General features: G+C 68.6%; 20 protein-coding genes. 14 read left to right on the forward strand and 6 right to left on the reverse strand.

Features of this window, described 5'->3' with window-relative positions; all coding sequences use genetic code 11:
• The first annotated feature begins 122 nt into the window (after positions 1–122).
• The 4 genes from ACSVDM_RS01010 (at position 123) to ACSVDM_RS01025 (ending at position 3491) form a co-directional block, all read left to right on the forward strand.
• Positions 123–1301 carry a ThiF family adenylyltransferase gene (locus ACSVDM_RS01010; RefSeq protein ID WP_439262043.1) on the forward strand — a complete coding sequence of 393 codons (1179 nt, stop codon included), beginning with the start codon at positions 123–125 and terminating at the stop codon, positions 1299–1301.
• Positions 1298–1930: a GNAT family N-acetyltransferase gene (locus tag ACSVDM_RS01015; protein ID WP_067636208.1), complete on the forward strand. Its 633-nt coding sequence runs from the start codon at positions 1298–1300 to the stop codon at positions 1928–1930. The genes ACSVDM_RS01010 and ACSVDM_RS01015 overlap by 4 nt, the downstream gene beginning before the upstream one ends.
• Positions 1931–2105: 175 nt before the next feature.
• A complete protein-coding gene (locus ACSVDM_RS01020; protein WP_439262045.1) occupies positions 2106–3080 on the forward strand; it encodes a helix-turn-helix domain-containing protein in 975 nt (324 codons plus the stop codon).
• A 198-nt stretch (positions 3081–3278) separates the two neighbouring features.
• The gene (locus tag ACSVDM_RS01025) at positions 3279–3491 is read left to right on the forward strand and encodes a helix-turn-helix domain-containing protein (RefSeq protein ID WP_067492902.1); all 213 of its coding nucleotides are present in this window, start codon (positions 3279–3281) and stop codon (positions 3489–3491) included.
• Positions 3492–3556: 65 nt separating this feature from the next.
• Here the strand turns inward: ACSVDM_RS01025 and ACSVDM_RS01030 are convergent, their stop codons facing one another.
• Together ACSVDM_RS01030 and ACSVDM_RS01035 are read right to left on the reverse strand one after the other, a co-directional pair.
• Positions 3557–4930, reverse strand: coding sequence for a cutinase family protein (locus tag ACSVDM_RS01030; RefSeq protein ID WP_439262048.1), 1374 nt, complete (start codon positions 4928–4930; stop codon positions 3557–3559).
• 221 nt (positions 4931–5151) lie between these two features.
• Positions 5152–7890, reverse strand: a complete 2739-nt coding sequence (locus ACSVDM_RS01035) for an AAA family ATPase (protein WP_439262050.1) — start codon at positions 7888–7890, stop codon at positions 5152–5154.
• A gap of 162 nt (positions 7891–8052) precedes the next feature.
• Here ACSVDM_RS01035 and ACSVDM_RS01040 point away from each other — a divergent pair, with 162 nt between their 5' ends.
• Together ACSVDM_RS01040 and ACSVDM_RS01045 are read left to right on the forward strand one after the other, a co-directional pair.
• Complete coding sequence (locus tag ACSVDM_RS01040; RefSeq protein ID WP_439262052.1) at positions 8053–8877, forward strand: alpha/beta fold hydrolase; 825 nt, start codon at positions 8053–8055, stop codon at positions 8875–8877.
• A gap of 80 nt (positions 8878–8957) precedes the next feature.
• The gene (locus ACSVDM_RS01045; RefSeq protein WP_439262054.1) at positions 8958–9746 is read left to right on the forward strand and encodes an alpha/beta fold hydrolase; all 789 of its coding nucleotides are present in this window, start codon (positions 8958–8960) and stop codon (positions 9744–9746) included.
• Between the two features lie 46 nt (positions 9747–9792).
• Here ACSVDM_RS01045 and ACSVDM_RS01050 read toward each other — a convergent pair whose 3' ends face one another.
• From ACSVDM_RS01050 to ACSVDM_RS01060, 3 genes are read right to left on the reverse strand one after another with little or no spacing between them, the layout of a single operon-like run.
• Positions 9793–10329, reverse strand: a complete 537-nt coding sequence (locus tag ACSVDM_RS01050; RefSeq protein WP_439262056.1) for a TetR/AcrR family transcriptional regulator — start codon at positions 10327–10329, stop codon at positions 9793–9795.
• Entirely contained in the window at positions 10326–11165 is an 840-nt protein-coding gene (locus tag ACSVDM_RS01055) for an alpha/beta fold hydrolase (RefSeq protein ID WP_439262058.1), read from the reverse strand. The genes ACSVDM_RS01050 and ACSVDM_RS01055 overlap by 4 nt, the downstream gene beginning before the upstream one ends.
• A gap of 57 nt (positions 11166–11222) precedes the next feature.
• A complete protein-coding gene (locus tag ACSVDM_RS01060; protein ID WP_439262060.1) occupies positions 11223–12191 on the reverse strand; it encodes an NAD(P)/FAD-dependent oxidoreductase in 969 nt (322 codons plus the stop codon).
• A 558-nt stretch (positions 12192–12749) separates the two neighbouring features.
• On the opposite strand from ACSVDM_RS01060, the gene ACSVDM_RS01065 reads away from it, so the two are divergent.
• From ACSVDM_RS01065 to ACSVDM_RS01075, 3 genes are all read left to right on the forward strand, one after another.
• Positions 12750–14246 (forward strand): hypothetical protein, encoded by a 1497-nt coding sequence (locus tag ACSVDM_RS01065; RefSeq protein ID WP_439262062.1) that lies wholly within the window; start codon positions 12750–12752, stop codon positions 14244–14246.
• A 72-nt stretch (positions 14247–14318) separates the two neighbouring features.
• Positions 14319–15635, forward strand: coding sequence for an AAA family ATPase (locus ACSVDM_RS01070; RefSeq protein ID WP_439262063.1), 1317 nt, complete (start codon positions 14319–14321; stop codon positions 15633–15635).
• Positions 15632–16840, forward strand: a complete 1209-nt coding sequence (locus ACSVDM_RS01075; RefSeq protein WP_439262065.1) for a vWA domain-containing protein — start codon at positions 15632–15634, stop codon at positions 16838–16840. Before ACSVDM_RS01070 ends, ACSVDM_RS01075 begins: the two co-directional genes overlap by 4 nt.
• A gap of 47 nt (positions 16841–16887) precedes the next feature.
• Here ACSVDM_RS01075 and ACSVDM_RS01080 read toward each other — a convergent pair whose 3' ends face one another.
• Positions 16888–17274: a hypothetical protein gene (locus ACSVDM_RS01080; protein ID WP_439262067.1), complete on the reverse strand. Its 387-nt coding sequence runs from the start codon at positions 17272–17274 to the stop codon at positions 16888–16890.
• Between the two features lie 517 nt (positions 17275–17791).
• Between ACSVDM_RS01080 and ACSVDM_RS01085 the strand changes: the two genes are divergently transcribed.
• The 5 genes from ACSVDM_RS01085 (at position 17792) to ACSVDM_RS01105 (ending at position 23885) form a co-directional block, all read left to right on the forward strand.
• The gene (locus ACSVDM_RS01085) at positions 17792–20014 is read left to right on the forward strand and encodes a SulP family inorganic anion transporter (protein WP_439262069.1); all 2223 of its coding nucleotides are present in this window, start codon (positions 17792–17794) and stop codon (positions 20012–20014) included.
• 32 nt (positions 20015–20046) lie between these two features.
• Positions 20047–20526, forward strand: coding sequence for a TIGR02611 family protein (locus tag ACSVDM_RS01090; protein ID WP_084456439.1), 480 nt, complete (start codon positions 20047–20049; stop codon positions 20524–20526).
• The gene (locus ACSVDM_RS01095; RefSeq protein ID WP_439262071.1) at positions 20523–21170 is read left to right on the forward strand and encodes a (2Fe-2S)-binding protein; all 648 of its coding nucleotides are present in this window, start codon (positions 20523–20525) and stop codon (positions 21168–21170) included. The genes ACSVDM_RS01090 and ACSVDM_RS01095 overlap by 4 nt, the downstream gene beginning before the upstream one ends.
• Before the next feature lie 106 nt (positions 21171–21276).
• On the forward strand, positions 21277–23334 hold the full coding sequence (gene thrS, locus ACSVDM_RS01100) for a threonine--tRNA ligase (protein WP_439262073.1): 2058 nt from the start codon (positions 21277–21279) through the stop codon (positions 23332–23334).
• A complete protein-coding gene (locus tag ACSVDM_RS01105) occupies positions 23331–23885 on the forward strand; it encodes an HIT family protein (RefSeq protein WP_225280563.1) in 555 nt (184 codons plus the stop codon). Before thrS ends, ACSVDM_RS01105 begins: the two co-directional genes overlap by 4 nt.
• Position 23886 lies beyond the last annotated feature (1 nt).

Consider the following 23886-nt stretch of genomic DNA (forward strand, 5'->3'; position numbering starts at 1 on the left):
CATGCCGAGGGATCCGAGATGCGTTTGCTGAAAGTGTGCTGTAGGTATCCTTTGCGCGTCCTGATAGCCAGGGCCGATCGGATATCCGTTCGGCCTCATGAGAATCGGAGGTCTGCGCGCACATGGTTCCGCAACGCTCGGTCCCGCGTCCGGCGGTACTCACGCCCGGCGCTGCGACATCGCAATTCCGTCCCGTGCTGCTCGACGCGTCGAGCCGGGAAGGGCTGCGTGACCTGGAAGCGCTGGCGGCATCGGGTGCTGTCGGCGCGGTGCACGACACGATGGAAGATCAGCTCGACGAACTGATTCGCAGCGAGGACCCCGCTGTCGCGCACTCGGCGGACTCCCTGGCGGCGGCGCGTCACCGGATCAGCGGCGGGATGCCGCTGTGGCAGTGGGGGACATGGGTGTTCTATCCATGGAACGGCCGCCTGGTGCATGTGCTGCCACGCGAGCATTTCCAGCGGCTGCGCACCGATCGCAACCGCGACAAGATCGACCGGGCCCAGCAGCACGACCTGCGCGGGCGGCGGATCGGCGTGGTCGGCCTGTCGGTGGGCAACAGCGCGGCCGTCACGCTGGCCATGGAAGGAGTCGGCGGGTCCTTCCGGCTGGCCGACTTCGACAGCCTCGGGCTGTCGAACCTGAACCGGCTGCGGGCCGGGGTGAGTGATCTCGGTGTTTCCAAAGCCGTACTGGCGGCGCGCCAGATGTTCGAGATCGACCCCTACCTCGACATCGAGCTGTTCACCACCGGGCTGACCGAGGAATCGATCGGACCATTCTTCGACGGCGTCGACGGCACCGCTGCGCTGGATCTGCTGGTCGAGGAATGCGACACGGTGTGGGCGAAAGTCGCCGCTCGCGAATACGCGCGGCGCCGAGGGATTCCGGTCCTGATGGACGCCAACGACCGCGGACTACTCGACGTGGAACGGTTCGATCTCGAACCCCACCGCCCGCTGTTCCACGGCCGGATCGGTACGTCGACCTCGTCCGATGTCGCGCGGATGGACCGCGGCGAACTGCTGTCGTTCCTGCTCACGGTGGTCGACGAACCCCGGCTGAGCCCGGCGATGCGCGACGCCATCGGTGAGATCGGCCGCAGCCTGTCCAGCTGGCCCCAACTCGCCTCCGGGGTGATGCTCGGCGGCGCCCTGGTCGCGGACACGGCTCGACGCATCCTGCTCGGCGAGCTGATCCCGTCGGGGCGAACCTATATCGACCTCGACGAACTCATACCCGCGCTAGGACAGGGAATCTCGCCGGTATTCGTGCGGGCGATGGAGGAAGTCCGATGACCATCGACCTGCGCAACGTGGAACTGATCGGCGCGCGGCTGCGACTGCGCGATCTGCGTGCCGACGACCTCGACGTCTACCAGCGGATCTTCACCGACCCACAGCTGACCCGATACATGGGCACCGACAGCCTGAGCGTCCAGGCGGCCGCCGCGTCGTTCGACGCCGCCCTGCGCTCCCGGGGCGAAACGCCGCGGCGCAAGTACACATTGGCGATCACCGCGCCGGACGACGACACCATGGTCGGCACCATCGGCCTGCTGGTGGAGGATTTCGGCAGCAACGCGATGATCGGCGGTCTGGTCGTCGTTCCGGAAGGCTCGCTGCGCGCGGGCGGTATCGAGGCGGGACGGCTCATGGCGGCATTCGCCTTCGGGCCGCTCGGCATCCACCGGGTCTGGGCGGGCCATCGGCACGATCATCCCGTGATGGACACCGTGATGGCGGGAGTGGGCTTGACACCGGAGGCGCGGCTGCGGCAGCTGTATCGCACCCAGGGGCAGTGGCGCGACGTCTGCACCTATGCGGCGTTGCGACCGGAATGGGCTGCGACGGCGACCGCCGCCGAACGTCGAATCCTCGCATCGCGGCCCGCCGAGGCAAGGGAACACGCCGCCGCCGGGCGCTGAAATCCGTTGCGCGACCCTGCCGAATCGGGCTCCGGACTCGCCTCGGCGCGATAGCATCGCCGACTACAGGCCCCCGTGCAATCACCTTTGCCCGAATTGCCACCACCCGATGCGCGCAGCGGCCGGCGACGGGAGGGTCTCCACCGCCGGCGAGGATCCGAAGTGGAGATCACCGATGGCAGTGCTGATCGATTCCGACTACTTCACGCCGGCGGACCGGCGGGAGGCGGTCACCGCCATCCTGCAGGAAGCCGATATCGGGGCGAACCTGCAGATGTGGGATTCGCCCGCCGAAGTGGTCAGCAGGCACCAGGCCTGGATGCTCGGCCCGATCGCGCTCACCCGCTCGGAGGTATCCGGTCACCAGGTCTGGCGCACCAGGCGGCATGAGCGGACAACGCCGAGCGACACGTTGACGGTCACCGTCCAGAACGGGCAGGTCCGCAGGCACGAACAATTCGGCGCGCAAACGCTGATCGAACCCGGCGCGTGCGAAGTGATCGACCTGGCCACCACATTCGCCTCCGGCTGGCACGGCCTCGGCGGAACGCTGTGCCTGCAGCTGTCGAGAGAACGCCTCGGCATCTCACCGGAAACGGTCGTCGCGGCGCACGGGCGGCTGGCGGCATCGCCGCTGTATCCCATGGTCACGGCACAGATCCAGCATCTCGTCCGGATCGCCGACCAGCTCGAAACCGATCCGGCCGCCGCCTCGGTGGGCGAGTCGTGCCTGGAAATGGTTCGGGCGCTGCTGATCTCGGCGGCCGGTCGCGGGCCGGGTGACGGTGCCGCCATCCCGGAGCAACTGCTGATCGAGCAGATCCTCGGGTATGTGCGGACACACCTGTCCGATTCGACCTTGAAGATCCCCGCGATCGCCGCCGCCAACAACATCTCCGTGCGGCACCTGTACAAGGTGTGCGCCCAGTCCGGGATCAGCCTCGAGCAGTGGATCATCGAGCAGCGCCTGGTCCGGGCCCGTGACATGCTGGTCGACAGGGGCTACGCGCACCGGTCCATCGGTGCGGTGGCCGGTGCTGTCGGCTTCCGCGACGCCGCGCATTTCGCCCGGCGATTCCGCGAAGCGTTCGGCATGACACCACGGGACTGGCGCCGCAGCGCCACCGATCCGGACAACCCTCCGAAATAGCCGGAATCGGCGCCCGAATGCACGTACGTTTGTGCGTGCACAGTCAGTGGCCGTGCAGTCACAGCCTCCTTCCCGGACCGATTCCCCGATACCTTTCGAATGTGGCTGCGCGAGACCGCATTAGGAGTTCGAGTGTTCGCCGATGGACACCCGTGCCGATGCGGTCCGTGCCGAGGGCATCGAGAGAGAGGGGAGACCATGTCGGCGATCGGCAAAGCGATTCGGGCGGCAAGGATGGCCTCCGGATTCACCCAGGCGGAGTTGGCCGACTGGATCGGAATTGCGGACGGAAACCAGATCAGCCGCTGGGAACGCGGTGTGGTGACACCCAGTGCCGACAATGTCTGCGAGTTGTCGAGGGTGCTCGGGGTGCGTCTCGACAAGTCTGTCGGAGACGCGGTGTCGTGCTGATCTGAATGCCGTTGCGCCGGCTCGAGGCAGGTCGGGTCGGCGCAACGGTCGGTGTTCGCCCCAGGCTACGAAACGACCTGTGAGCTCAGGTAGCTCAGGAGGATGGGGACGTCGTCGTCGTAGTCGATGTGGGCGCGGGAGGCGTAGAAGTTGGCCATGTCGACACCTTGGCGAGCCAGTTGGACGAGTTCGTCGGTGGTGGCAGGGTCGGTGAGGCTCAGCAGGGTTCGGGTGGTCGCGTGCAGGTCCGCGCGGATGCTCGCGGCGACCGGGCCGAACACGGAGCCGGTGAGGTCGGCGCCGTTGGCGACCAAGGACGCCAGTTCGGCAGCGGCCCCGAGGTGGTCGTCGCGGTCGAGGGATTCGACCGCACGCCACAGTGTTTCTTGAGTGCGGCTTGCTCTGTCGGCGATGCCGAGCAGGTCGATGTGCGCGAAGGCGTCGGCGATGACACCGACCGCCGCCGTCCGTCCGGTGGGGTCGACGGCGGCAGCCGCGCGGACGACCTCGGCGACCAGCACACGATCCACACCCGCGGCGGCCTGGACCAGGGGTGACAGGGCGGCGTTCAGGGCATCCGCGGCCCGGCGCGCACTGCGGATATCGCCCGCCGCGATGAACTCCGGGAGTCGGGTCAGGTTGTCGGTGATGGTCGGCAGGTTCGCCGCGGTGGCAGTCCAGCCGGCCCCCATCGTGACGGCTTGCGCGATCAGATTGTTCGGATCGACCGTAGGGGGAACGAGGTTCGCGATCGGCCCGGGATCACCACTGAGTACGCGGCCGACCACGGCGAGGAACGGGGAAGTGGCCGAATCGAGGGCACAGTACAGATCGCCGTCGGCGCACAGAGTACGAACCCGGTCGGTCAACGCCCCGAAATCCCGGTCCCGCGCCCCGGCGATACCGTAGCCGGGCTGCGGATCACCCAGGGAGAGCGTGGTATCCGGATCGCGATGCGGATCGGCGAGCAGCCCGACACCGGCCACTCGATCGGCCTCGATGGGACCGTCACCATGGCCGATCGCGGTCGCGAGATCACCGACACCGTCCGCGCCCTGGCTGTAACCGGCCAAGACCACCCTCGTCGAGTCGCACAGGCCGCGCAGCATACGGTCCAAACGTGACTCCAGGGTGCTCAGCGACTCCGCGTAGCTCAACCCCAGATCGAAAGCACTTGCGGCATAAGGCACGTAGAGCACCGTGATGTCGCGGCCGAACCGCTGTCGCAGGCCCTCTCCGACCGGCCGCAGCATCCCGACGGGCACCTCGGGATCGGCGTCCGGCGTCGTCTCCCAGGTCCCCGGCGCCAGAATCGCCGTATACGGGGTACAGGGTTGCGCGCCAGGCGTTTCCGCCCGCGCGACACCGACCGCCGCGGACCCGACCGCCACAACCGCGACGGCCGACACCATCACACTGAATCTCGACAACCTGTTCATCGACCAATTCCTCTGTTGCCGAAGGGTATTCGCGACGTTGCCGAACCGTGCCGACCCGTCGTGACCAATTCTCGCCACCCGCCGCCGGTTACGTCGGCACTTTCAGGCACAGTTTCATTTCAGATTTGATGCCGACACCGGGCACGGTGCGACTGGTGTCCATCAGAGGTCGAGTCGTGCACCGTCGGCACAGCGTGCGCGTACGGATCTCGCTGTGTGGCTCAGCCGAGAGTGGAGAGTGCGGCGACGAGTTCGACCCGGCTGGTGATCCCCAGCCGCGGATAGATGCGGTAGAGATGCGAGCCCACCGTGCGGTGCGACAGGTAGAGCCGTTCCGCGATCTGACGGTTGGTGAGTCCCTCGGCCGCCAAGGTGGCGATCTGAAGTTCCTGGGCGGTGAGTTGATCGCGGGCGGAAGGGGAGCGGCGGGCGCTGGCCTCGCCCGCGGCGCGGAGTTCGGTGCGAGCTGCTTGCGCCCACGGGTCGGCGCCGAGAGCGTCGAAGGTGTCGCGGGCCTCGCGCAGCGGTTCACGGGCTTCGGCGGTGCGGCGTAGCCGGCGCAATCGGCGGCCGTGATGGAGTTGCAGCCGGGCGCGGTACAGCGGCCACGTGCCCGCATGACCGTGGACAGCGGCGGTGTAGGCGGTGTCGGCATCGGCGTCGTCGGCGAGTACGGCGCGGCAGTACTCGTCGACGACAAGCAGCATCGAGGCGGGCACCCGCTGCGCGAGCCGCGGCAGATCGGCCAGCACCTCTCTCGCGAGACTGATGTTCCCGGAGGATACGGCGGCGTCGGCGAGTTCTGGGGCCACCCACCAACATTGCATGGGGTGACTCACCGGGTCGCTCGGATCGAAGACCCGGATCAGCGCCACGAACGCGTCCTCGGCTCGCCCGGACAACAGCAGCAGCACCGCGCGGGTCTGCTGCGCGACGATCTGGATACACCGCATTCCGGTGGACAACGGGCTGGCGCCGACCGCGCGCAGATGCTCGGTGGCCAGTTCGGTTTCACCGCGCAACGCGGCGACCATGGCCAGATTGGCGCGACCGGTGGCGGCATAGAACTCCTGGCCGTTTTCCTCGGCGAACGTGCATGCCTCCTCGGATTCGGCACGGACCCTGTCCCATTCGCCCAGCCAGATACGAGTCCAATTCCCCGCGCCGAGAATGCCCGAGAGCAGCCCGAGTCGGCCCTGGTTGCGGCTGACCGTAGCCGCGTCATCGATGTAGGCCATGCCGCGGCGGAAATCGCCGAGGAACAGTGCGGTGAAGCCGAGCAAACGCAGAGCGTCCGCATCGGTGCGATCGGGGTCGAGCTTATCGAGGTGCGCAAGGATCCCCGAGCCGCGCTCCCACGGCATGCTGAGCGCGCCTACCGCGAGGACGCGGGGATCGTGTGCGGGCAAGCCGAGGGAATCCAATCGGTCGGCAATACTTTTGCGCGACACCTCGTCGGCGTCCTGGGACGAGCAGCGCGCGGCGGCACACCACAGGATCCCCGCTGCCAGATCGGTGTTTCCCGCCGCGTGCACGTCGGCGGCGATGCCGACGAGCTCCCGGATGCGGCGGTCGGAGTCGTCGTAGCGCTGGAACCTGACGACTTCCTCGACCGCCGCCAAGCGCCCCTTTTCGATCGGCCCGAGTGCGCTGAGGTCGGCCCGATCCAGCAGGTCCACGGCCTCGCGCCGGGCGCCGGTCTCGCTCGCGAGTTCCGCGGCCTGCAGGAGCAGGGCGGTGGTGCGTCCGGGGCGCTCGGCCATCTCCGCCGCACGGTCCAGGGCGGCGACCGCGGCCATGATCGCGCCGCGAGCTCGGGAACGCTGCGCATAGTCTTCGAGCTGCGCGGCGATCACGTCGTCGGTACCGAGGGTGGCGGCGGCACGATGCCAGAGCTGTCTGTCGGGGAAGTCCGAGAGCACCTCCGCCAGGACCGAGTGTGCGCCGAGCCGCTGCGTCAGCGGTGCCCGGACATAGGTCGCCGAACGCATCAGCGGATGCCGGAAGCGCAGGAACGGACCCGCCAGCTCGACCAGGCCGGCGTCGATGGTTTCTTGCAGGTGTCCTGGACCGACCGGGGCACCGAGGAGAGCGGCGGCCGCCCGCAACAGCCTGCCCGCGTCGCAGCCGACATCGGCGGCCAGGACGACGAGCAGGACCCGGGCAGGCTCGCTGAGTTCGGCCGACCGCGTGGCGAAGGCGGCTTCGAGGCGGGCGGTCAACGGGAAGTCCTCGGTCAGCCGATCGGTGGTCTGACGCATCGCGCGGGGTAATTCGATGAGCGCCAACGGATTTCCGGCGGCTTGGCTGAGCAGCCGGTGGCGCACGGTGCTCGACAGCGTGGGCGCTTGCGCCTCGAGCAGAGCGGCGGCGGCCGGTGCGTCGAGCGGTTCGACCGTGATCTCCGGTACCCCTGCCAGGCGGACGGAATCCTCCGAGCCGGTGCGGGCGGCGCCGAGTACGAGGACCGCGTCGCTGCCGATGCGGCGCGCGAGGAAGCTGAGTACATCGGCGCTGCAGCTGTCGAGCCACTGCAGGTCGTCGAGGATCAGGACCGTCGGATGAACCGCGGCGGCCTCACCGACCAGTTGCAGCGCGGCCAGTGCCACGGCATACAGGTCGGGGGATCCGTCTTCCAGGCCGAACGCCGCGCGCAGCGAGCGTTGATGAGACACGGGAAGCTTGGCCATCTGCGCGTGGAGGGGACGCAGCAGCTGGTGCAACGCCGCGAACGGCAGTCCCGCTTCGTTCTCGACACCGACCGCGGCGACGACAGTCAGGTGCTGGTCGGTAGCCACCTCCCGGATCCCGTTCAGCAGCGCCGACTTTCCGATACCGGCGGGCCCGCGAAGGATCAGCGCCGAGCCTTTTCCGGCGACAGCCCGCTCCAGCAGATCTCCCAATACTGCCGAGTACCGGTCGCGGCCGATCAATACCGACTGGGACATCTCACCGATCACTGCGAGATTCTGACAGAAACCGTACGGTTTCACAATGCGACGTCGCAGGCAGATGCAGTAATGCGGAGGTCGACTGAGTAGTCGACGAGGCTCGAGCCTCAGTCGTCGGTGCAGTCGTTCGACTGATTCGCCCAGGGTGGGTCTGCTCGTAATTTTTCTCGCATGACGAACACTTTCACCACTTCCGACGGCGCCGAGATCTTCTTCAAGGACTGGGGGACCGGCCGCCCGGTCGTCTTCAGCCACGGTTGGCCACTGAGCGCCGACGCCTGGGACGACCAGGCCCGATTGGTGGCCGAGCACGGCTACCGTGCCATCGCCCACGACCGCCGCGGCCACGGTCGATCGAGTCAGACCTGGGACGGCAACACCATGGACCGCTACGCCGACGATCTGGGCGAGCTGATGGAGCACCTGGACCTGCGCGACGCGGTGCTGGTCGGCCACTCCACCGGTGGCGGCGAAGTCGTGCGCTATCTGGGCCGTCACGGTAGCGGCCGGGTTGCCAAGGCGGTGCTGCTCGGCGCCGTGCCCCCGGTGATGATCAAGTCCCAAACCAATCCCGACGGTATCGACCGGGGAGTCTTCGACGGTATCCGTGCGGGCGTCGCCGCCGATCGTTCGCAGTTCTACTGGGATCTGAGCGAAACCTTCTACGGGTTCGACCGGCCCGAGGCGATCGGTTCCGACGGTGCCCGCCATGCGTTCTGGCGGCTCGGCATGCAAGTGGGGGTTCGCGCCGCCTACGAGTGCGTCGCCCAGTTCTCCGAGACCGACTTCACCGACGATCTGCGGGGAATCGACGTGCCGGTGCTGGTGGCGCACGGGGACGACGACCAGATCGTCCCGCTGCACGCCTCGGCGATGCGATCGGCCGAACTGATCAAGAACGCGACGCTGCGCGTGTATCCGGGTGCGCCGCATGGGCTCTACGGCGAATTCCGCACCGCGTTCGAAGCCGACCTGCTCGCTTTCCTCGCGCACTGAACCATCCGAGGGTTCGTCATCGACCGACCGCTCGCAGACAACATCCGCTCGTCCCGCACTGCTCTCCTCGAGGAATCGTTATGCGTATCACCACCGTCTTCAAACTCACCGCGGTCGCCTTGGGCCTCACCGTCGCAGGCGCCGGTTGCGCCGCCGCGGAGCCTGCCCCCGTCAAGCCGACCGTCGTCCTCGTCCATGGAGCCTTCGCCGAGTCCAGCAGTTGGAACGGCGTGATCGACACGCTCGATCAGCAGGGGCTCACCAGCGTCGCCGCCGGTAACCCGTTACGCAGCGTTTCCGGTGACGCCGACACCGTTCGTAGTGTGGTGGCCTCGATCGATGGGCCGGTCGTGCTGGTCGGGCACTCCTACGGCGGCCAGGTCATCTCCCAGGTCCACGATCCCAAGATCAAAAGTCTGGTCTACGTCGCGGCTTTCGCTCCCGAGGAAGGAGAGACCATCGCGGAGTTGTCGGGCAGGTTTCCCGGCAGCACGCTCGGGGAAACGCTGAACAAGGTGGCGCTGCCCGACGGCAGCACGGACCTCTACATTCAGCCCGGCAAGTTCCATCACCAGTTCGCCGCCGATGTGCCCGCGGCCCAGGCCGCCCGTGACGCCGCCACCCAGCGGCCGCTCAACGACCGAGCGCTCAACGGAAAGTCCGGTGCGCCGAGTTGGAAGTCCGTGCCGTCCTGGTTCGTCTTCCCGGACGCCGACTACAACATCCCGGTCGCGGCGCACCGATTCATGGCCGAGCGCGCGAACGCCCGTGCGGTAGTCGAGATCCAGGGCGCCTCGCACGCCCTCGCCGTCTCTCAGCCCGCTGCGGTAGCGAAGGTCATCGTCGAGGCCGCGACCGCGGGCAACTGACCACTCGACTGCTGACTGTGCCGTGTGAACCGTTCACGCGGCACGGTCAGCGCTCGGCCAATCCGAGCAGCGCCGCGCGCAGATCGGGGCGGGGGGCGGTGGCGTCGAGTTCCAGGAGGGCGGTTTCGGCGATCGCGGCGATGAGGAGGACTGCGACGGGGTGGGGGTCGGGCCAGCCGATCGCGGTCAGGTCCTCGGTGGCGATGTCGGCGGCCAGGGCGTTGCGGTGGGCGACTTCGCCGCCCAGGCCCGCATCGGTACGCGCCTGGACCAGCAGGGCCTTGGTGGCCGGGTCGGCCAGGCAGCCGTCCAGGTAGACATCGATGCCGGTGCGCAGGCGTTCGGCGCCGGGTGGGAGGTCGGCGATGGCGGCCCGGACACGGGCGAAGAGGGTGTCGTGGAACTCGCGGTGCAGGGCGAGGAGGTACTCCTCGCGGCTGGGCCAGTGCTGGTAGAAGCTGCCTTTGGCCATGCCCGCCCCGGCCGTGATGGCGTTGACCGACACCTTGCTCAGGTTCTCGCTGCCGAGCAGAGCGCGGCCCGCGTCGAGTAGCGCGCGGCGCCCGGGCTCCGGAGATCTCATCGGTTCACCTCGCTGTGCGCACGCAGAAACGGTGTCACCGTATCGAGGAACAGCTGTGGCGCCTCGCAGAAGGGTTCGTGCCGGGTGGGAAGGACCGTCACCTCGGCGTGCGGCAGGGCTGCCGCGAGACCGCGCCGGTTGAGCACCCACGGATTGATCGGATCGTTGCGGCCCCACACCACCTGAACCGGGGCCTGGATCGGCAACGGGCCGTTCGCGGCCAGGTCGAGATCGGGGTCGGCGATGGTCGCCCAGAGCCTGCGGTACACCGTCAGCCGCTGCGGGTCGTCGCGCACCCGGCGTGCGCGTTCGAGGATCGGGCGTATGGCGCCGCGACCGGGCGGCCCGAGGTAGAGGCGCGCGGCGGGCCCTACCGTGCGCGCGGCGACAGCGTGCGCCGACATGATCCGCGACATCGCCCGCACGACAAGGCCATGGGGCACGAACCCGGCCGGTTGCACGAGCACAGCGGCACGCACATGCTCGGGTTCGCGTTCGGCCAGGCGTGCGGCGGCATACCCGCCGACACTGTTACCGAGCACGACGACGGGTCCGAAACCGTGCTCGGCCCGCAGTACTTCGAGAACGCGGCTCGCGATCATCGGCAGCACCGGCGTTCGCAGAGCCGCAGGGTCGGACACCGTCGAATCACCGAATCCGGGCCAATCGAGCGCGGCCACCGGCCACTGCTCACCCAAGGCAGGCAAGACGGCGGAGAAATCGCGGTGATCACCCGGATTGGCATGGAGGAGAAGCAATCCCGTCCGCCCAACCGGATCGCGCCCACTCAGATGCACGGCCACTGTGCCATACCTGGTCTCGACGGATACCCGCATGATCCCCTCCGATCGCTCGACACAGCATAGGAATGACCGACCGGTCGGTCAAGGGTGTCAGTCGTGCAGGTATTTGTGAACGAGCATCACGGCCATGGAACCCTCGCCGACAGCGGCGGCTACCCGATGTCCGGTGAAGGCGCGGACATCGCCTGCGGCGAAGACGCCAGGGACGGTGGTTTCCAGGTGGAGAGGTGCGCGGGAGAGGGGCCACGGGGAGGAATCGCCGACGACGGTGGCGATGTCGGGGCCGGTGAGGAGGTAGCCCTTGGCGTCGCGGGCGAACGCGGGGCCGAGCCACGTGGTGGCGGGGTCGGCGCCGATGAAAGCGAACAGCCAGGTGGCAGGGACTTCTTCCAGTGCGCCGGTGCTGCGGGTGCGCAGGGTGAGGCGTTCGAGATGGGTGTTGCCCGCGGCGGCCGCGATCTCGGTGTCGAGGCGGACCTCGATGCGCGGGTTCGCCTCGATCTGCTCGATGAGATAGGCCGACATCTCGGCGGCCGGCGACGAGCCGCGGATCAGCATGATCACCCTGGCCGCACCCTCGGCGAAGTAGATCGCCGCCTGCCCGGCCGAGTTCGCGCCCCCGACGATGTACACCACGGAGCCCGCGCACAGCGGTGCCTCGGTGAGCGCCGAGAAGTAGTACACGCCGCGCCCGGCGAACCGGTCGATGCCGGGTGCGTCGAGGGTGCGTAAGGTGGCGCCGGTCGCGATGATCACCGATTTCGCCGACACCTCGAGGTTGTCCGTGCATCGCACGGTGAAGCCGTTCGGAGTGACGTCGAGTTGCTCGGCGCGGGAACTGATCACCAGCTCGGCGCCGAACTTGCCCGCCTGACGCCGTGCCCGATCGGTGAGCTGGGCGCCGGAAATGCCGTCCGGGAAACCGAGATAGTTCTCGATCCGGGAGCTCAGCCCGGCCTGCCCGCCGATCGCCCACCGCTCGAGCGCGACGGTGTGCAACCCCTCCGACGCGCTGTAGACGGCGGCCGCCATGCCTGCCGGGCCGCCGCCGACGATCATCAGGTCGTAGTTGCCGCAGCTGGGTTCGGTGTGTAACCCGACCCACCGCGCCAGCTGTGCCTCGTCCGTCGGTCGCAGGGCCCGCCGCGGAGTCGATCAAGACGGGCGTGTCCTCGGCGCCGAACCCGTGATCGGCCAGCAGCCGCCGCGCCTCCGGATCGGCGGGTTGTATCCAGCGGCAAGCAATTTCGTTGCGGCTGAGGAATGTCCGGACCGCCGCACACGCTGGTGACCACAAGTCGCCGACTACGGTGAGCGCCGTGGATCCGTGCTCGTCGTGCGAGGTAGAGGCCATTTTTCGAGAGTAGTCCGGCCGCTCCGACGTCCGGGGAAGCGCGACGTCGAGCATGTCGGCGAGGGTGGTGCCGCCCCGGCCGATCACCGCGGTCGCCGAGAGATGGGATCGCCGCTGCCGCTTGTCGCCTGGCGGCCGATTGTGCATACTCGGCTGATGACGACAAGTGGAAAGGGCATCCTCCGCCCGGGCCGTTGAGCCCCTCGCCGGTCCTGGAACCGGCTTCCTGTTCGCTCGATTCCCGCCTCGCCCTCTGGTCACGTGTGCGCGAGTTCGCCGTGCCACCGACGATGATCGATGCGGCCACCGCTCGGCGCGGTGTCGGTGATTGGGCGGGGGCCTGCGCTGCGGCGCACGTCGATACCGATATCGATCTCCGCGCGCTGGCCCGGAAACACGGCCGCGAACTCGCCGCTCGGGTCCGTACCGACTTGCGGTATCTTGCCCCGGATCTGCTGCGCTGGCACCTGCCGAGAGTCGCACCCGACGGATTGCTCCGGCCGGGCCTGACGCTGGCATTGGCTCGATACGCGAGCGAAACATCCTATGGCCGAGACGGATTCGTGCATCTGGTGGTGCGGACGGCACCGGCATGGGCCGATGCCGGTCAGCGCATCAGCCTCGCCATATGGGACGGCTCCGACACCGGGTCGAGCCTGCACCCGCACCCGCGACCGAACCGGCGCTACCGACTCGACCTGCACCGCCACCTCTGGGACGCCCGCCGAGCCGGGGAACTGGGGATGCGGTGCGGGGCATCATCGGGCGAGACCGGTGATCCGGGTGTCGCGGCGAGATTCGTCTCCGGCTCGACCTCGCCCGCCGACCGTGGGCTGATCGAAGTGCCGACGAATTGTGCGGTCGAGCAGTGGGCCGCCGAGGCAGTCCGGCTGCTTCGCGCCGAGCAGCGGCCGATGACGTCACACGCCGAGAAGGGTTCGGCGCAGCCGGTTTCCGCGGGCGCGGCACGAGCGTCGTCCCAGCGGGTACTGGTCCGATTCGGTGCTCGACGGCAGGTGGTGCTGGAGGTGGAACCCGCACCGAAAGCATCGGGAGAACCGGCGCCGGGGTGGGGTCCGATCGTGCGAATCGTGACGGACCACCCGCGCGGTCGCCTGACCGCCTTGCCGATCCTGCCCGATGCCGCCACCTGGACGCTTCCGGACCTGGACCTCCTGCGCGCCGGTGCCATCACAGCCGACCGGCTCCACCCGCTGGTCGCCGAGGCGCTCGTCCCGATGGCGGAACGGTCGCCTACCCGAACGCGAACCCCGCCCCCACGAACACACCTCGTCGAATGCCGAGGTGAGACGCATCGGATCGGCTTGGTGAACGGGACACTCAGCGCGCTCGACCACGACCCGGCCGAGGTCGAGCGGGAGGAACTCCTGGTGGCTCTGACCGGTGTCGCCCTGCCGTGCCTGCGCGTGATCGATGCGGCGCATCGCCGACCCGACTGGATCGACGGTGTCCGTGAACGTCTCGACCACGGCGACACTGCCGGAGCCCTGGCCGTCGTCGAGGAACTGCTCGGCGCGGGTGCCGTGCTGCGGGACGGACCGTTGCGCGACGCCCTCGACCGGGCGGCACGCCGCCGGATCACCTACGGCCTGTATCGGTCCGAGATCTTCGCGGGTCTCGGCAAGGACGCCCCGCGTACCCTCGCCGACCGCCTGCAACGGGCAGGGCTGCGCCACGGACGTGACCGCAAGCTCCTCCAGCGCCTGGCCCGCCACGACAACCGCCACGTCCTTTCCTGACCCTGCCGCCGGGCTCACCGGCGCGCAGCGAACCCATCAGGCACCCGAACTCTCACACCCCCAAGGTGATTCATGACCGTGCACTTTTCCGATCTGTCCACGCAGTACGTCGCGACTGTCTCGGCCCCGGGGCCCGATCCGGCATCAGCCGATATCCGAGGTGAATCGACCGCACCCCGACCGCACGCTGCCCAACTCGATGTCGCCGACGAACTCCTGAACCTGCTCGGCCGCACCACCACCGAACCACGCCGCAATCCACAACTCGAGGCACTCACTTTGGCCGTCGCCGCCGATCTGCCGGTGCTGCTGTGGGGTGAACCCGGGATCGGCAAGACCGCCGCGCTCACCCAGCTCGCCGAATCCCTCGACCTGCCACTCACCACCGTCATCGCGAGCGTGCACGAGCCCTCGGACTTCTCGGGTCTGCCGATCCCCGGCGCCGACCCGGCCGTCGACGGTGTCCCCATGGCGCCGCCGGACTGGGCGGTGCAACTCGCCCAGGCCGGTCGCGGGCTGCTGTTCCTGGACGAATTGTCCACCGCCCCACCGGCCGTGCAGGCGGCGCTGCTGCGGCTGGTGCTCGAACGTCGGGTCGGTGCGTTGCGGCTACCTCCGGGGGTGCGCATCGTCGCGGCGGCGAACCCTAGGTCGTCCGCCGCCGACGGCTGGGAACTCAGCCCGCCACTGGCCAACCGTTTCGTACATCTGCACTGGACCCACGACCCGGAGGTGGTCGTACGTGGTCTGGGCGGCACCTGGCCGAACGCGGAGCTGCCGCGACTGGACTCCGAAAAGCTGCCGGAGGCAGTCGCTTTCGCGCGCAGATCGGTGTGTGCGCTCCTCACCGCACGCCCCGCCCTCGCACACCAGCTGCCGACGACCGAAACACGGCGGGGCGGGGCGTGGGCCTCACCGCGCAGCTGGGAGATGACGATGCGGCTGATCGCGTTCGCCACCGCAGCGGGCGCCGACCGCGAGGTCCTCGCACAGCTGATCCGCGGCACCGTCGGTGACGGACCCGGATTCGAACTGCTCACCAGCATGGACCGGATGGACCTGCCCGACCCGGAAATCCTGCTCGCCGACCCGGCCGTCGCCGACCTGCCCGAGCGAGGCGATCTGCGCCAGGTGGTCCTGGACGGCGTCGTCGCCGCCGTCCGCAACCAGCCGAACCGGGCGCGATGGGACGCGGCCTGGGCACTGCTGGTGCGGGCCGTCCGGACGGGTGCCCCGGACCTGGTGGTCGTGCCCGCCACCACCCTGGCCACCCTGCGCCGCGACGACTGGGTGGTGCCCGCCGCGATCGAGGAACTCGCGGGCGTGGTGTCGATCTCGCAACGCGCGGACCGGGCGGCCGCCCGCGTCGCGGCGAAGGTGAGCCGATGAGCTTCGACATCGACAAGCTCTACGCCGCCCGCCTGCACGCGGTCCGGGCCCGCCCCTACCTGGCGACCGCGCTGTTCGCCCTGCACCTCGTCGAATCACGGCAGGTGCCGACGATGGGCGTCGACCGGTACTGGCGGTGTTATGTCGCACCGGGTTTCGTCGACCGCACACCGGTCGAGGAACTGGCCTCGGTGCTGGTTCACGAGGTCTCGCACCTGTTGCGCGAACACCACGAGCGCGGCGAACGTTTCGCCCGAGCACACAATCTGGACGGACCCGCCGAGCAACTGCGCCGCAATATCGCCGCCGACGCCGAGATCAACGACGACGCCTTCGGCGACGGCCTCGTCGTCCCCGAGGGCGCGGTCACGCCCGCACGGCTGGGGTTGGCCGAGGGTGAACTGATGGAGGAATATCTGCGGCAGTTCCGCCTCGGTCGCCTTACCGAGGACATGGCCTGGCTCGACTGCGGCAGCGGTGCCGACGGGGCGGAGCGCCCCTGGGATCTCGGTCCCGACGGCGCCGACGGGCTCGACACCCAGGAACGCGACGCGGTGCGCTTCCGCGTCGCCCAGGCCATCATCGGCCGACCAGGCGACGCACCCGCGGGCTGGCGGCGCTGGGCGAAGGAGGCGCTGCACCCACCGCAGCCGTGGCGTGATCTGCTCGGCGCGGCCCTGCGCTCGGCGGCGACCGCGGCGGGCGCGGGTGCCGACTACCGGTACGGGCGACCCGCCAGGCGCGCGGCGAGCCTGCCGGGGGTGGTGCTGCCGAGTCTGCGCCGGACACCGCCACGGGTGGGGGTCGTCATCGATACGTCGGGGTCGGTCAGTGACGACGAATTGGGTAGTGCCCTACTGGAAGTCGCCGCGATCACCCGCACCCTCGGTGGCCGCCACGACCTGCTCACCGTGTGGTCGTGCGACGCGGCCGCCCGCATCGCCGACCCGGTGTGCCGCGCCGAGGGAATCACCCTCATCGGAGGCGGCGGCACCGACCTGCGGACCGGATTCACCCGCGCCCTGCGCACCCGACCGGACGTCCTCGTCGCGCTGACCGACGGCCAGACACCGTGGCCGTCGGCGCGCCCGTCCTGTCGAACCGTCGTCGGCCTGTTCCGCCGCGAACATGCTGTGTCGGAGAACGATCCGTACTACGTGCCCGACCGACCGCCCGCGTGGGCCAGAGTGGTCCGGATCGGTTGAGGTCATCGCTCGGTATCGCCGCCCGCCTGCCCGTGACGAGTCCTCGATCAGGCGGTGCGGCGTGCCCGGACCGGCGAGACCAGCATGAACAGCCCGGTGAACAACAGGGCCGCCAGCGGTATCAGCGGGAGGTAGGAGACCCACACGATCGGATCGGGCAGTGACAGCGCCACGATCGTGGCGAGCACGGCGAGCGTGAACACCACCCCCGACCAGCGATGCACCTGCCGCGCCCGCCCGATGACCGGGCGCCGCCGCCCGCGCACGTACATCCACGCACCGGAAACGAAGAGCCCGGCGAGCGGGGCCAGCGGCAGGTAGGACACCCACTGCGGACCGCGCAAGGCAAGCACGAGCACGGTGACGACCAGTGTGGCGACAAAGGTGACGGCGATCAGCCGGTGCGCCCGGCGAACCCTGGCGGTTGTGTTCATGGGGACGACATTTCCACGCCTGGATCACCGGAGCTTCTCGATTCCTGATCGCTTCGGTCCCTAGTGCCAGCTGTGGCACACATCACAGTTGCGTAGCAATTCGGGTCAGAACCTTTTCGCGAGCTTGGGTAAGTCTTTACTATTGATCCCGGCCCGTTTCCGAGGGCTCTTCTCGCAGCTCAGTGTCTGTTGCCAGTGCATGTTCGACCGATGAACCGGACGCCTCACCGCTCCGGCGAAGGAGAATGATGGCTACCGTCAATGCTTCGGATGTTGTGAATTCTGCGCTGCCGCACACTGTTACGGCCATTCGGCGCGTCACGGCGGCGGAGCGGTGTGTCCCGGCTCACCGATAGCGAATTGCTGTGGGCCACAACACGATGGCGGCAAGATTATGGCCACTCCCACTGTTGTTGCGGCACACTGGTTTTGCCAAATCTTTACCAATAGATTGATCACCGATGCCATTCCTTCCCGGTTCGCCGTCGCACCGGGGTTCCCTGCGCGAAGGAGAGACATGTCCGTAGATCAAGATCTCGCTCCGCCCGAGCCCGAGGTCGCGCCGCTACCCGAAAAGCCGTCCCGCCCACCGCGGTTGCAGAACATAGTGCGTCATGATCTGCCCGCCTCCATTGTCGTCTTCCTGGTCGCGTTGCCGCTGTCGCTCGGCATCGCGGTCGCCTCCGGCGCACCGGTCGCCGCCGGACTCGTTGCCGCCGTGATCGGCGGTATCGTCGCCGGTTCGCTCGGCGGTTCGGTCCTGCAGGTCAGTGGTCCCGCCGCCGGACTCACCGTCGTCGTTGCCGAATCTATTACCCAGTTCGGCTGGCGGACAACCTGTTTCATCGTCGCCGCCGCCGGGGTGCTGCAGATCCTGTTCGGGCTGAGCCGGATCGCGCGCGCCGCCCTCGCCGTGGCGCCCGTCGTGGTACACGCGATGCTCGCGGGTATCGGAATCACCATCGCGCTGCAGCAGATCCACGTGCTGCTCGGTGGTTCCTCGCACAGCAGCGCATGGCGCAATCTCGTCGAACTGCCCGGTCAGCTGCTGTCCGTGCACGGCGGCGGCGCCCTCGTCGGTGCCGTGGTGATCGCGGTGATGCTCGGCTGGAAGTACGTCCCACCGGCCTTGCGCGCGGTGCCCGGCCCGCTCGTCGCGGTGGTCGTCGGCACACTGATCTCGTTCCTGTTCACCGACATCGACCGCATCGTCCTCGACGGCTCGATCTTCGACGCCCTGCAACTGCCGCAGCTGCCCTCGGGTAACTGGGCGGGCGTGGCCATGATGGTGCTCACCATCGCGCTCATCGCCAGCGTGGAGAGCCTGCTCTCGGCGGTCGCCGTCGACAAGATGCACACCGGTCCGCGCACCGATTTCGACCGTGAACTCGTCGGCCAGGGCTCGGCGAACGTGCTCTCGGGCCTGGTCGGCGGCCTGCCGATCACCGGTGTGATCGTGCGCAGTTCGGCCAATGTGGCCGCGGGCGCGCGCTCACGTGCCTCGGCGATCATGCACGGTGTCTGGGTGCTGGTGTTCTCCGTGGCGCTGGTCGGGCTGGTCGAGCAGATCCCGATGGCCGCGCTGGCCGGTCTGCTCATCGTGATCGGCATCCAGCTGGTGAAGATCGCCCACATCCGGTCCGCCAAACGTACCGGTGACCTGCTGATCTACCTCGTCACGGTGCTCGGCGTCGTATTCCTGAACCTGCTGGAGGGCGTGCTGCTCGGGCTCGGGCTCGCCTTCGCGCTGCTGCTGTGGCGCGTGGTGCGGGTGCAGGTGAGCGCGGTGCCGATGGGAGCGCGCTGGCTGGTCCGCATCGACGGATCGTGCACCTTCCTCGCACTGCCCAAGCTGTCCTCGGAACTGGCCAAGGTGCCCGCCGGTGCCGAGGTGACGGTGGAGATGACCGTCGACTTCCTCGACCACGCCGCCTTCGAGGCCATCGAAGACTGGCAGCGTCAGCTGGAAAGTTCCGGCGGCCGTGTCGATTTCGTGGAGATCGGCAGTGCGCGGATGGCCGGTGCCGACGCGGCGCCGCCCGCCCGCGGCTTCGGGCGGCAGGTGTGGGACGAGTTCCTCGGACCGTGGCGCCACCGCGCCTCCGGCGGCGACGCGCTGCGGGCCGGTGTGTCGGCCTTCCATCGCAGCCACGCCCACGTGGTGCGGCCGCACCTGGACGGATTGCGCGACCGGCAGGACCCCGACTCGTTCTTCCTCACCTGCGCCGACTCTCGGATCGTGCCCAACGTGATCACCTCCAGCGGTCCCGGTGACCTGTTCACCGTGCGCAACGTGGGCAATCTGGTGCCGATCACCGGCGACCACTCCGTCGAGGCGGCACTGGCGTTCGCGCTGGACGAACTCGCGGTGCGCTCGGTGGTGGTGTGCGGGCACTCCGCCTGCGGGGCGATGAAGGCGGTCTACACCGGCGCCGACGCCGAGGGCGGGCTCAGTTCCTGGCTCGCGCACGCCGAGGCCAGCCTGGAGCGGTTCCGCGCGGGTCATCCGGTGGTCCGGGCGGCCAGGGCGGCGGGCTTCGACGAGGTCGACCAGCTCAGCATGGTGAACGTGGCCGTACAGGTGGAAACGCTGCGTCGTCATCCCGCGGTGCGGCGTGCCGTCGAGGAGCGTGGGCTGGTCGTGTCGGGGCTGTTCTTCGACATCGCCGGTGCCCGGGTGCTCGAGGTGACCGCCGACGGCGTCCGGACCATCGACGGTGACCTCGGCGTCGGACTGTGACCGGCCGGCGGTCGGCTCGTTAGGCTGAGACGATGACCAGCGAGCCGACCGCCGACCGCGCCGAATCCGACACCGTGGCCACCGCCTCCGGCTCGCCCGGACGGTGGGACGCGATCAAGGATCGCGGGCGCGCCTTCCGGGAAGGCATTGCCGCCCGCCCTATCCTGAACGCCGGCTACCGCGTCGCCGTCGGCGTGATCGGTGGGTTGGTGCTGATCGTCGGGATCATCACGATCCCGTACCCGGGACCTGGCTGGGCGCTCGTGTTCGCGGGCTTCGGCATCCTGGCCACCGAGTTCATGTGGGCACACCACACCCTCACCTGGGTGCGTGGCAAATACCGGATCGTCATGGACTGGTACACCTCACGCGGCTGGGTGATCAAGACACTCGGCGCGGTCGCCACCTTCGCCCTCGTCGTCGTGACGTTGTGGCTGCTCGGCACATATTCGATGGTCGGCGGGTGGATCGGAGTCGATTGGCCATGGTTGCGCAGTCCCCTGATGTCGTGAGCACGGCCCCCGGCCGCGCGCTCACCGATCCCGCCTGGATATCGGCCAGGATCACCGAGATGAGCCGCTCGTGGGGCACCGAGACCCGGCGCGTCGGCGGCACCCTGTGGTGGTGCATGGTCGCCTCGGCGCTGGTCGAGCCCATCACCTCCGCCTACGCGAAGGGCTATCCGGCCCCGCTGGCCGCCCTCGACGACTTCGAGTGCGAGATCCGCCCGGACGGGGGAGTGGAGCGAGTGCGGTTCCGCGCCTTCGCTCCCGCCGCGTCCGGTGCCGCCTGTGAAGCCGTGCAACGTACATCCGCCGGTGACGCCGCTGTCGGTGCCGCCTTGCGCGAGACGCTGGCAGTCATGATCCCGCAGGTAGCCGCGGTTTCCGGGGCGGCGGTGCCCGCCCTGTGGGCGATCGTCACCGACGCCATCGGCAACCGGGCCCTCGACGCGGGCGCTCGGGCAGCGGGCGAACAACTCGCCGCCGAGGTCGGTTCCCGGCTACCCGCCCCACGCTTCGTCACCCTCGCCGACCGCACGTTCGTCAAGCGGATCTCGTGCTGCCTGGTCTACGAGGTCCCCACCTGCACCATGTGCACCAGTTGCCCCAAACGTCCACCCGCCGAGCGCACGGCCTTGCTGTCGCAAGCCTGATCCCCGGGATCCATCCCACCCCCAGTAGAGTTGGGCGCGGTGCGGGGATGGCCCGCACCGCTGTGGGGTCCGCCCCACAGAACGCGACGTCAAGGAGAGCATTCCCGTGACCACCTCTGCACCGATCAGCCCAGTCGCGCTCGTCACCGTGCCGGCCGGGACTACCGCGGGCGCGGCGGTGCGGGAAGCGGGTCTGCCGACCAAGGGCCCCGACACCGTCGTCGTCGTGCGCGACGCCGAGGGCGCCCTCAAGGACCTGTCCTGGGTTCCCACCGAAGACGCCGAGGTCGAGCCCGTCGCCGCGAACACCGAGGACGGGCGCAGCGTGATCCGGCACTCGGCCGCGCATGTGCTCGCCCAGGCGGTGCAGCAGGAGTTCCCCGAGGCCAAGCTGGGCATCGGTCCGCCGATCAAGGACGGCTTCTACTACGACTTCCGCGTCGAGCGGCCGTTCACCCCCGAGGATCTGGCCAAGCTGGAATCCCGGATGAAGAAGATCATCAAAGGGGCACAACGCTTTTCGCGCCGCGTGGTCGAGGTGGAGGACGCGCGCGTCGAGCTGGCCGGTGAGCCGTTCAAGCTCGAACTCATCAGCGACAAGTCCGGCATCGACGACCCGGAGATCATGGAGGTCGGCGGCAACGAGCTGACCATCTACGACAACCTCGACCCGCGCACCGGTGAGAAGCTGTGGGGCGACCTGTGCCGCGGCCCGCACATCCCCACCACCAAGTTCATCCCCGCCTTCAAGCTCACCCGCTCCTCGGCCGCGTACTGGCGTGGCGATCAGGACCGGGAGGACCTGCAGCGCATCTACGGCACCGCCTGGGAATCGACCGAGGCGATGGACGAGTACCTGCACCTGCTGGCCGAGGCCGAGCGCCGCGACCACCGAAAGCTGGGCCTCGAGCTCGACCTGTTCTCCTTCCCCGATGAGCTCGGCTCGGGCCTGCCGGTGTTCCACCCCAAGGGCGGCATCATCCGCAAGGAGATGGAGGAGTACTCGCGTCAGCGCCACATCGATGCGGGCTACGAGTTCGTCAACACCCCGCACATCACCAAGGGCGCGCTGTTCGAGACCTCCGGCCACCTGGACTGGTACCGCGACGGCATGTTCCCGGCCATGCACCTGGATGCCGAACTCAACGACGACGGCACCGTGCGCAAGCCCGGCCAGGACTACTACGTCAAGCCGATGAACTGCCCGATGCACAACCTGATCTTCCGGGCGCGTGGCCGTTCCTACCGTGAGCTGCCGCTGCGGATGTTCGAGTTCGGCTCGGTGTACCGCTACGAGAAGTCCGGCGTGATCCACGGCCTGACCCGCGTGCGTGGCATGACCCAGGACGACGCCCACATCTACTGCACCAAAGAGCAGATGCACGGCGAGCTCACCACCACCTTGAATTTCGTGCTGTCGCTGCTCAAGGACTACGGCCTCGACGACTTCTACCTCGAGCTGTCGACCAAGGACCCGAAGAAGTTCGTCGGCTCCGACGAGCTGTGGGAAGAGGCCACCGAAACCCTGTCGAAGGTGGCGTCGGCCTCGGGTCTCGAGCTGGTCCCCGATCCGGGCGGCGCCGCGTTCTACGGCCCGAAGATCTCGGTGCAGGCCAAGGACGCGCTGGGCCGCACCTGGCAGATGTCGACCATCCAGCTCGACTTCAACCTGCCCGAACGGTTCAACCTCGAATACACCGCCTCCGACGGCACCAAGCAGCGCCCGGTGATGATCCACCGTGCCCTCTTCGGTTCCATCGAGCGGTTCTTCGGTGTGCTCACCGAGCACTACGCCGGTGCGTTCCCCGCTTGGCTCTCCCCGGTGCAGGTCGTCGGCATTCCGGTGGCGGAAAACTTTGTGCCGCACCTCGATTCGGTGATCGAGCAGCTGACCGACGCCGGTGTGCGCGCCCAGGTGGACCGCAGCGACGACCGCATGCAGAAGAAGATCTTCAACCAGACCGCGCAGAAGGTGCCGTTCATGCTGCTGGCCGGCGCCCGCGACGTGGAGTCCGGCGCGGTGAGCTTCCGGTTCCGCGACGGCACCCAGGTCAACGGCGTGCCCGTCGACGACGCGGTGGCCACCATCGTGGCCTGGGTCGGCAACCGGGAGAACGCCTCGCCGACCGCGGAGGGCTTCGAGATCGTCAAGGCGAGCTCATGAGCGAGCAGGCCGAGGCGTCGGCGGGCTCCATTGTCGACGCCGGGGCGGGCAGGCCCGACCGGTTACAGCGGATCTGGACGCCCTACCGGATGTCCTACATCACCGGCGAGGTGAAGCCCAAGGACGCCACCGGGCACCCGTTCACCGACATCCCCAAGATGTCGGACGAGGACGGGCTCATCATCGCCCGCGGCGAGCAGGTGTACGCGGTGCTCAACTTGTACCCGTACAACCCAGGGCACATGATGGTGGTGCCGTACCGCCGGGTAGCCGACCTGGAAGATCTCACGCCCGCCGAGAGCGCGGAACTGATGTCGTTCACCCAGCAGGCCATCCGCGTGATGAAACGGGTCTCCCGGCCCGCCGGATTCAACGTGGGACTCAACCTGGGCGGGGTGGCCGGTGGTTCGCTCGCCGACCACCTGCACCAGCACATCGTTCCGCGCTGGGGCGGGGATGCGAACTTCATCACCGTGGTCGGCGGGGTGAAGGTGATGCCTCAGTTGTTGCGTGAGACGCGGCAATTGCTGGCGGAGGCGTGGGAGGAATAGG

The organism is Nocardia sp. JW2 (assembly GCF_051843015.1).
Lineage (GTDB): Bacteria > Actinomycetota > Actinomycetes > Mycobacteriales > Mycobacteriaceae > Nocardia > Nocardia coubleae.

What these genes read in the sequence shown, in the direction of transcription:
- ACSVDM_RS01055 (WP_439262058.1), bottom strand. Translation starts at nt 11,165, where the DNA reads ATGCGGGTATCCGTCGAGACCAGGTATGGCACAGTGGCCGTGCATCTG.
- ACSVDM_RS01025 (WP_067492902.1), top strand. Translation starts at nt 3,279, where the DNA reads ATGTCGGCGATCGGCAAAGCGATTCGGGCGGCAAGGATGGCCTCCGGA.
- ACSVDM_RS01090 (WP_084456439.1), top strand. Translation starts at nt 20,047, where the DNA reads ATGACCAGCGAGCCGACCGCCGACCGCGCCGAATCCGACACCGTGGCC.
- ACSVDM_RS01020 (WP_439262045.1), top strand. Translation starts at nt 2,106, where the DNA reads ATGGCAGTGCTGATCGATTCCGACTACTTCACGCCGGCGGACCGGCGG.
- ACSVDM_RS01040 (WP_439262052.1), top strand. Translation starts at nt 8,053, where the DNA reads ATGACGAACACTTTCACCACTTCCGACGGCGCCGAGATCTTCTTCAAG.
- ACSVDM_RS01105 (WP_225280563.1), top strand. Translation starts at nt 23,331, where the DNA reads ATGAGCGAGCAGGCCGAGGCGTCGGCGGGCTCCATTGTCGACGCCGGG.
- ACSVDM_RS01075 (WP_439262065.1), top strand. Translation starts at nt 15,632, where the DNA reads ATGAGCTTCGACATCGACAAGCTCTACGCCGCCCGCCTGCACGCGGTC.
- ACSVDM_RS01030 (WP_439262048.1), bottom strand. Translation starts at nt 4,930, where the DNA reads ATGAACAGGTTGTCGAGATTCAGTGTGATGGTGTCGGCCGTCGCGGTT.
- ACSVDM_RS01085 (WP_439262069.1), top strand. Translation starts at nt 17,792, where the DNA reads ATGTCCGTAGATCAAGATCTCGCTCCGCCCGAGCCCGAGGTCGCGCCG.
- ACSVDM_RS01015 (WP_067636208.1), top strand. Translation starts at nt 1,298, where the DNA reads ATGACCATCGACCTGCGCAACGTGGAACTGATCGGCGCGCGGCTGCGA.
- ACSVDM_RS01070 (WP_439262063.1), top strand. Translation starts at nt 14,319, where the DNA reads ATGACCGTGCACTTTTCCGATCTGTCCACGCAGTACGTCGCGACTGTC.
- ACSVDM_RS01010 (WP_439262043.1), top strand. Translation starts at nt 123, where the DNA reads ATGGTTCCGCAACGCTCGGTCCCGCGTCCGGCGGTACTCACGCCCGGC.
- ACSVDM_RS01080 (WP_439262067.1), bottom strand. Translation starts at nt 17,274, where the DNA reads ATGAACACAACCGCCAGGGTTCGCCGGGCGCACCGGCTGATCGCCGTC.
- ACSVDM_RS01045 (WP_439262054.1), top strand. Translation starts at nt 8,958, where the DNA reads ATGCGTATCACCACCGTCTTCAAACTCACCGCGGTCGCCTTGGGCCTC.
- ACSVDM_RS01060 (WP_439262060.1), bottom strand. Translation starts at nt 12,191, where the DNA reads ATGATCGTCGGCGGCGGCCCGGCAGGCATGGCGGCCGCCGTCTACAGC.
- ACSVDM_RS01050 (WP_439262056.1), bottom strand. Translation starts at nt 10,329, where the DNA reads ATGAGATCTCCGGAGCCCGGGCGCCGCGCGCTACTCGACGCGGGCCGC.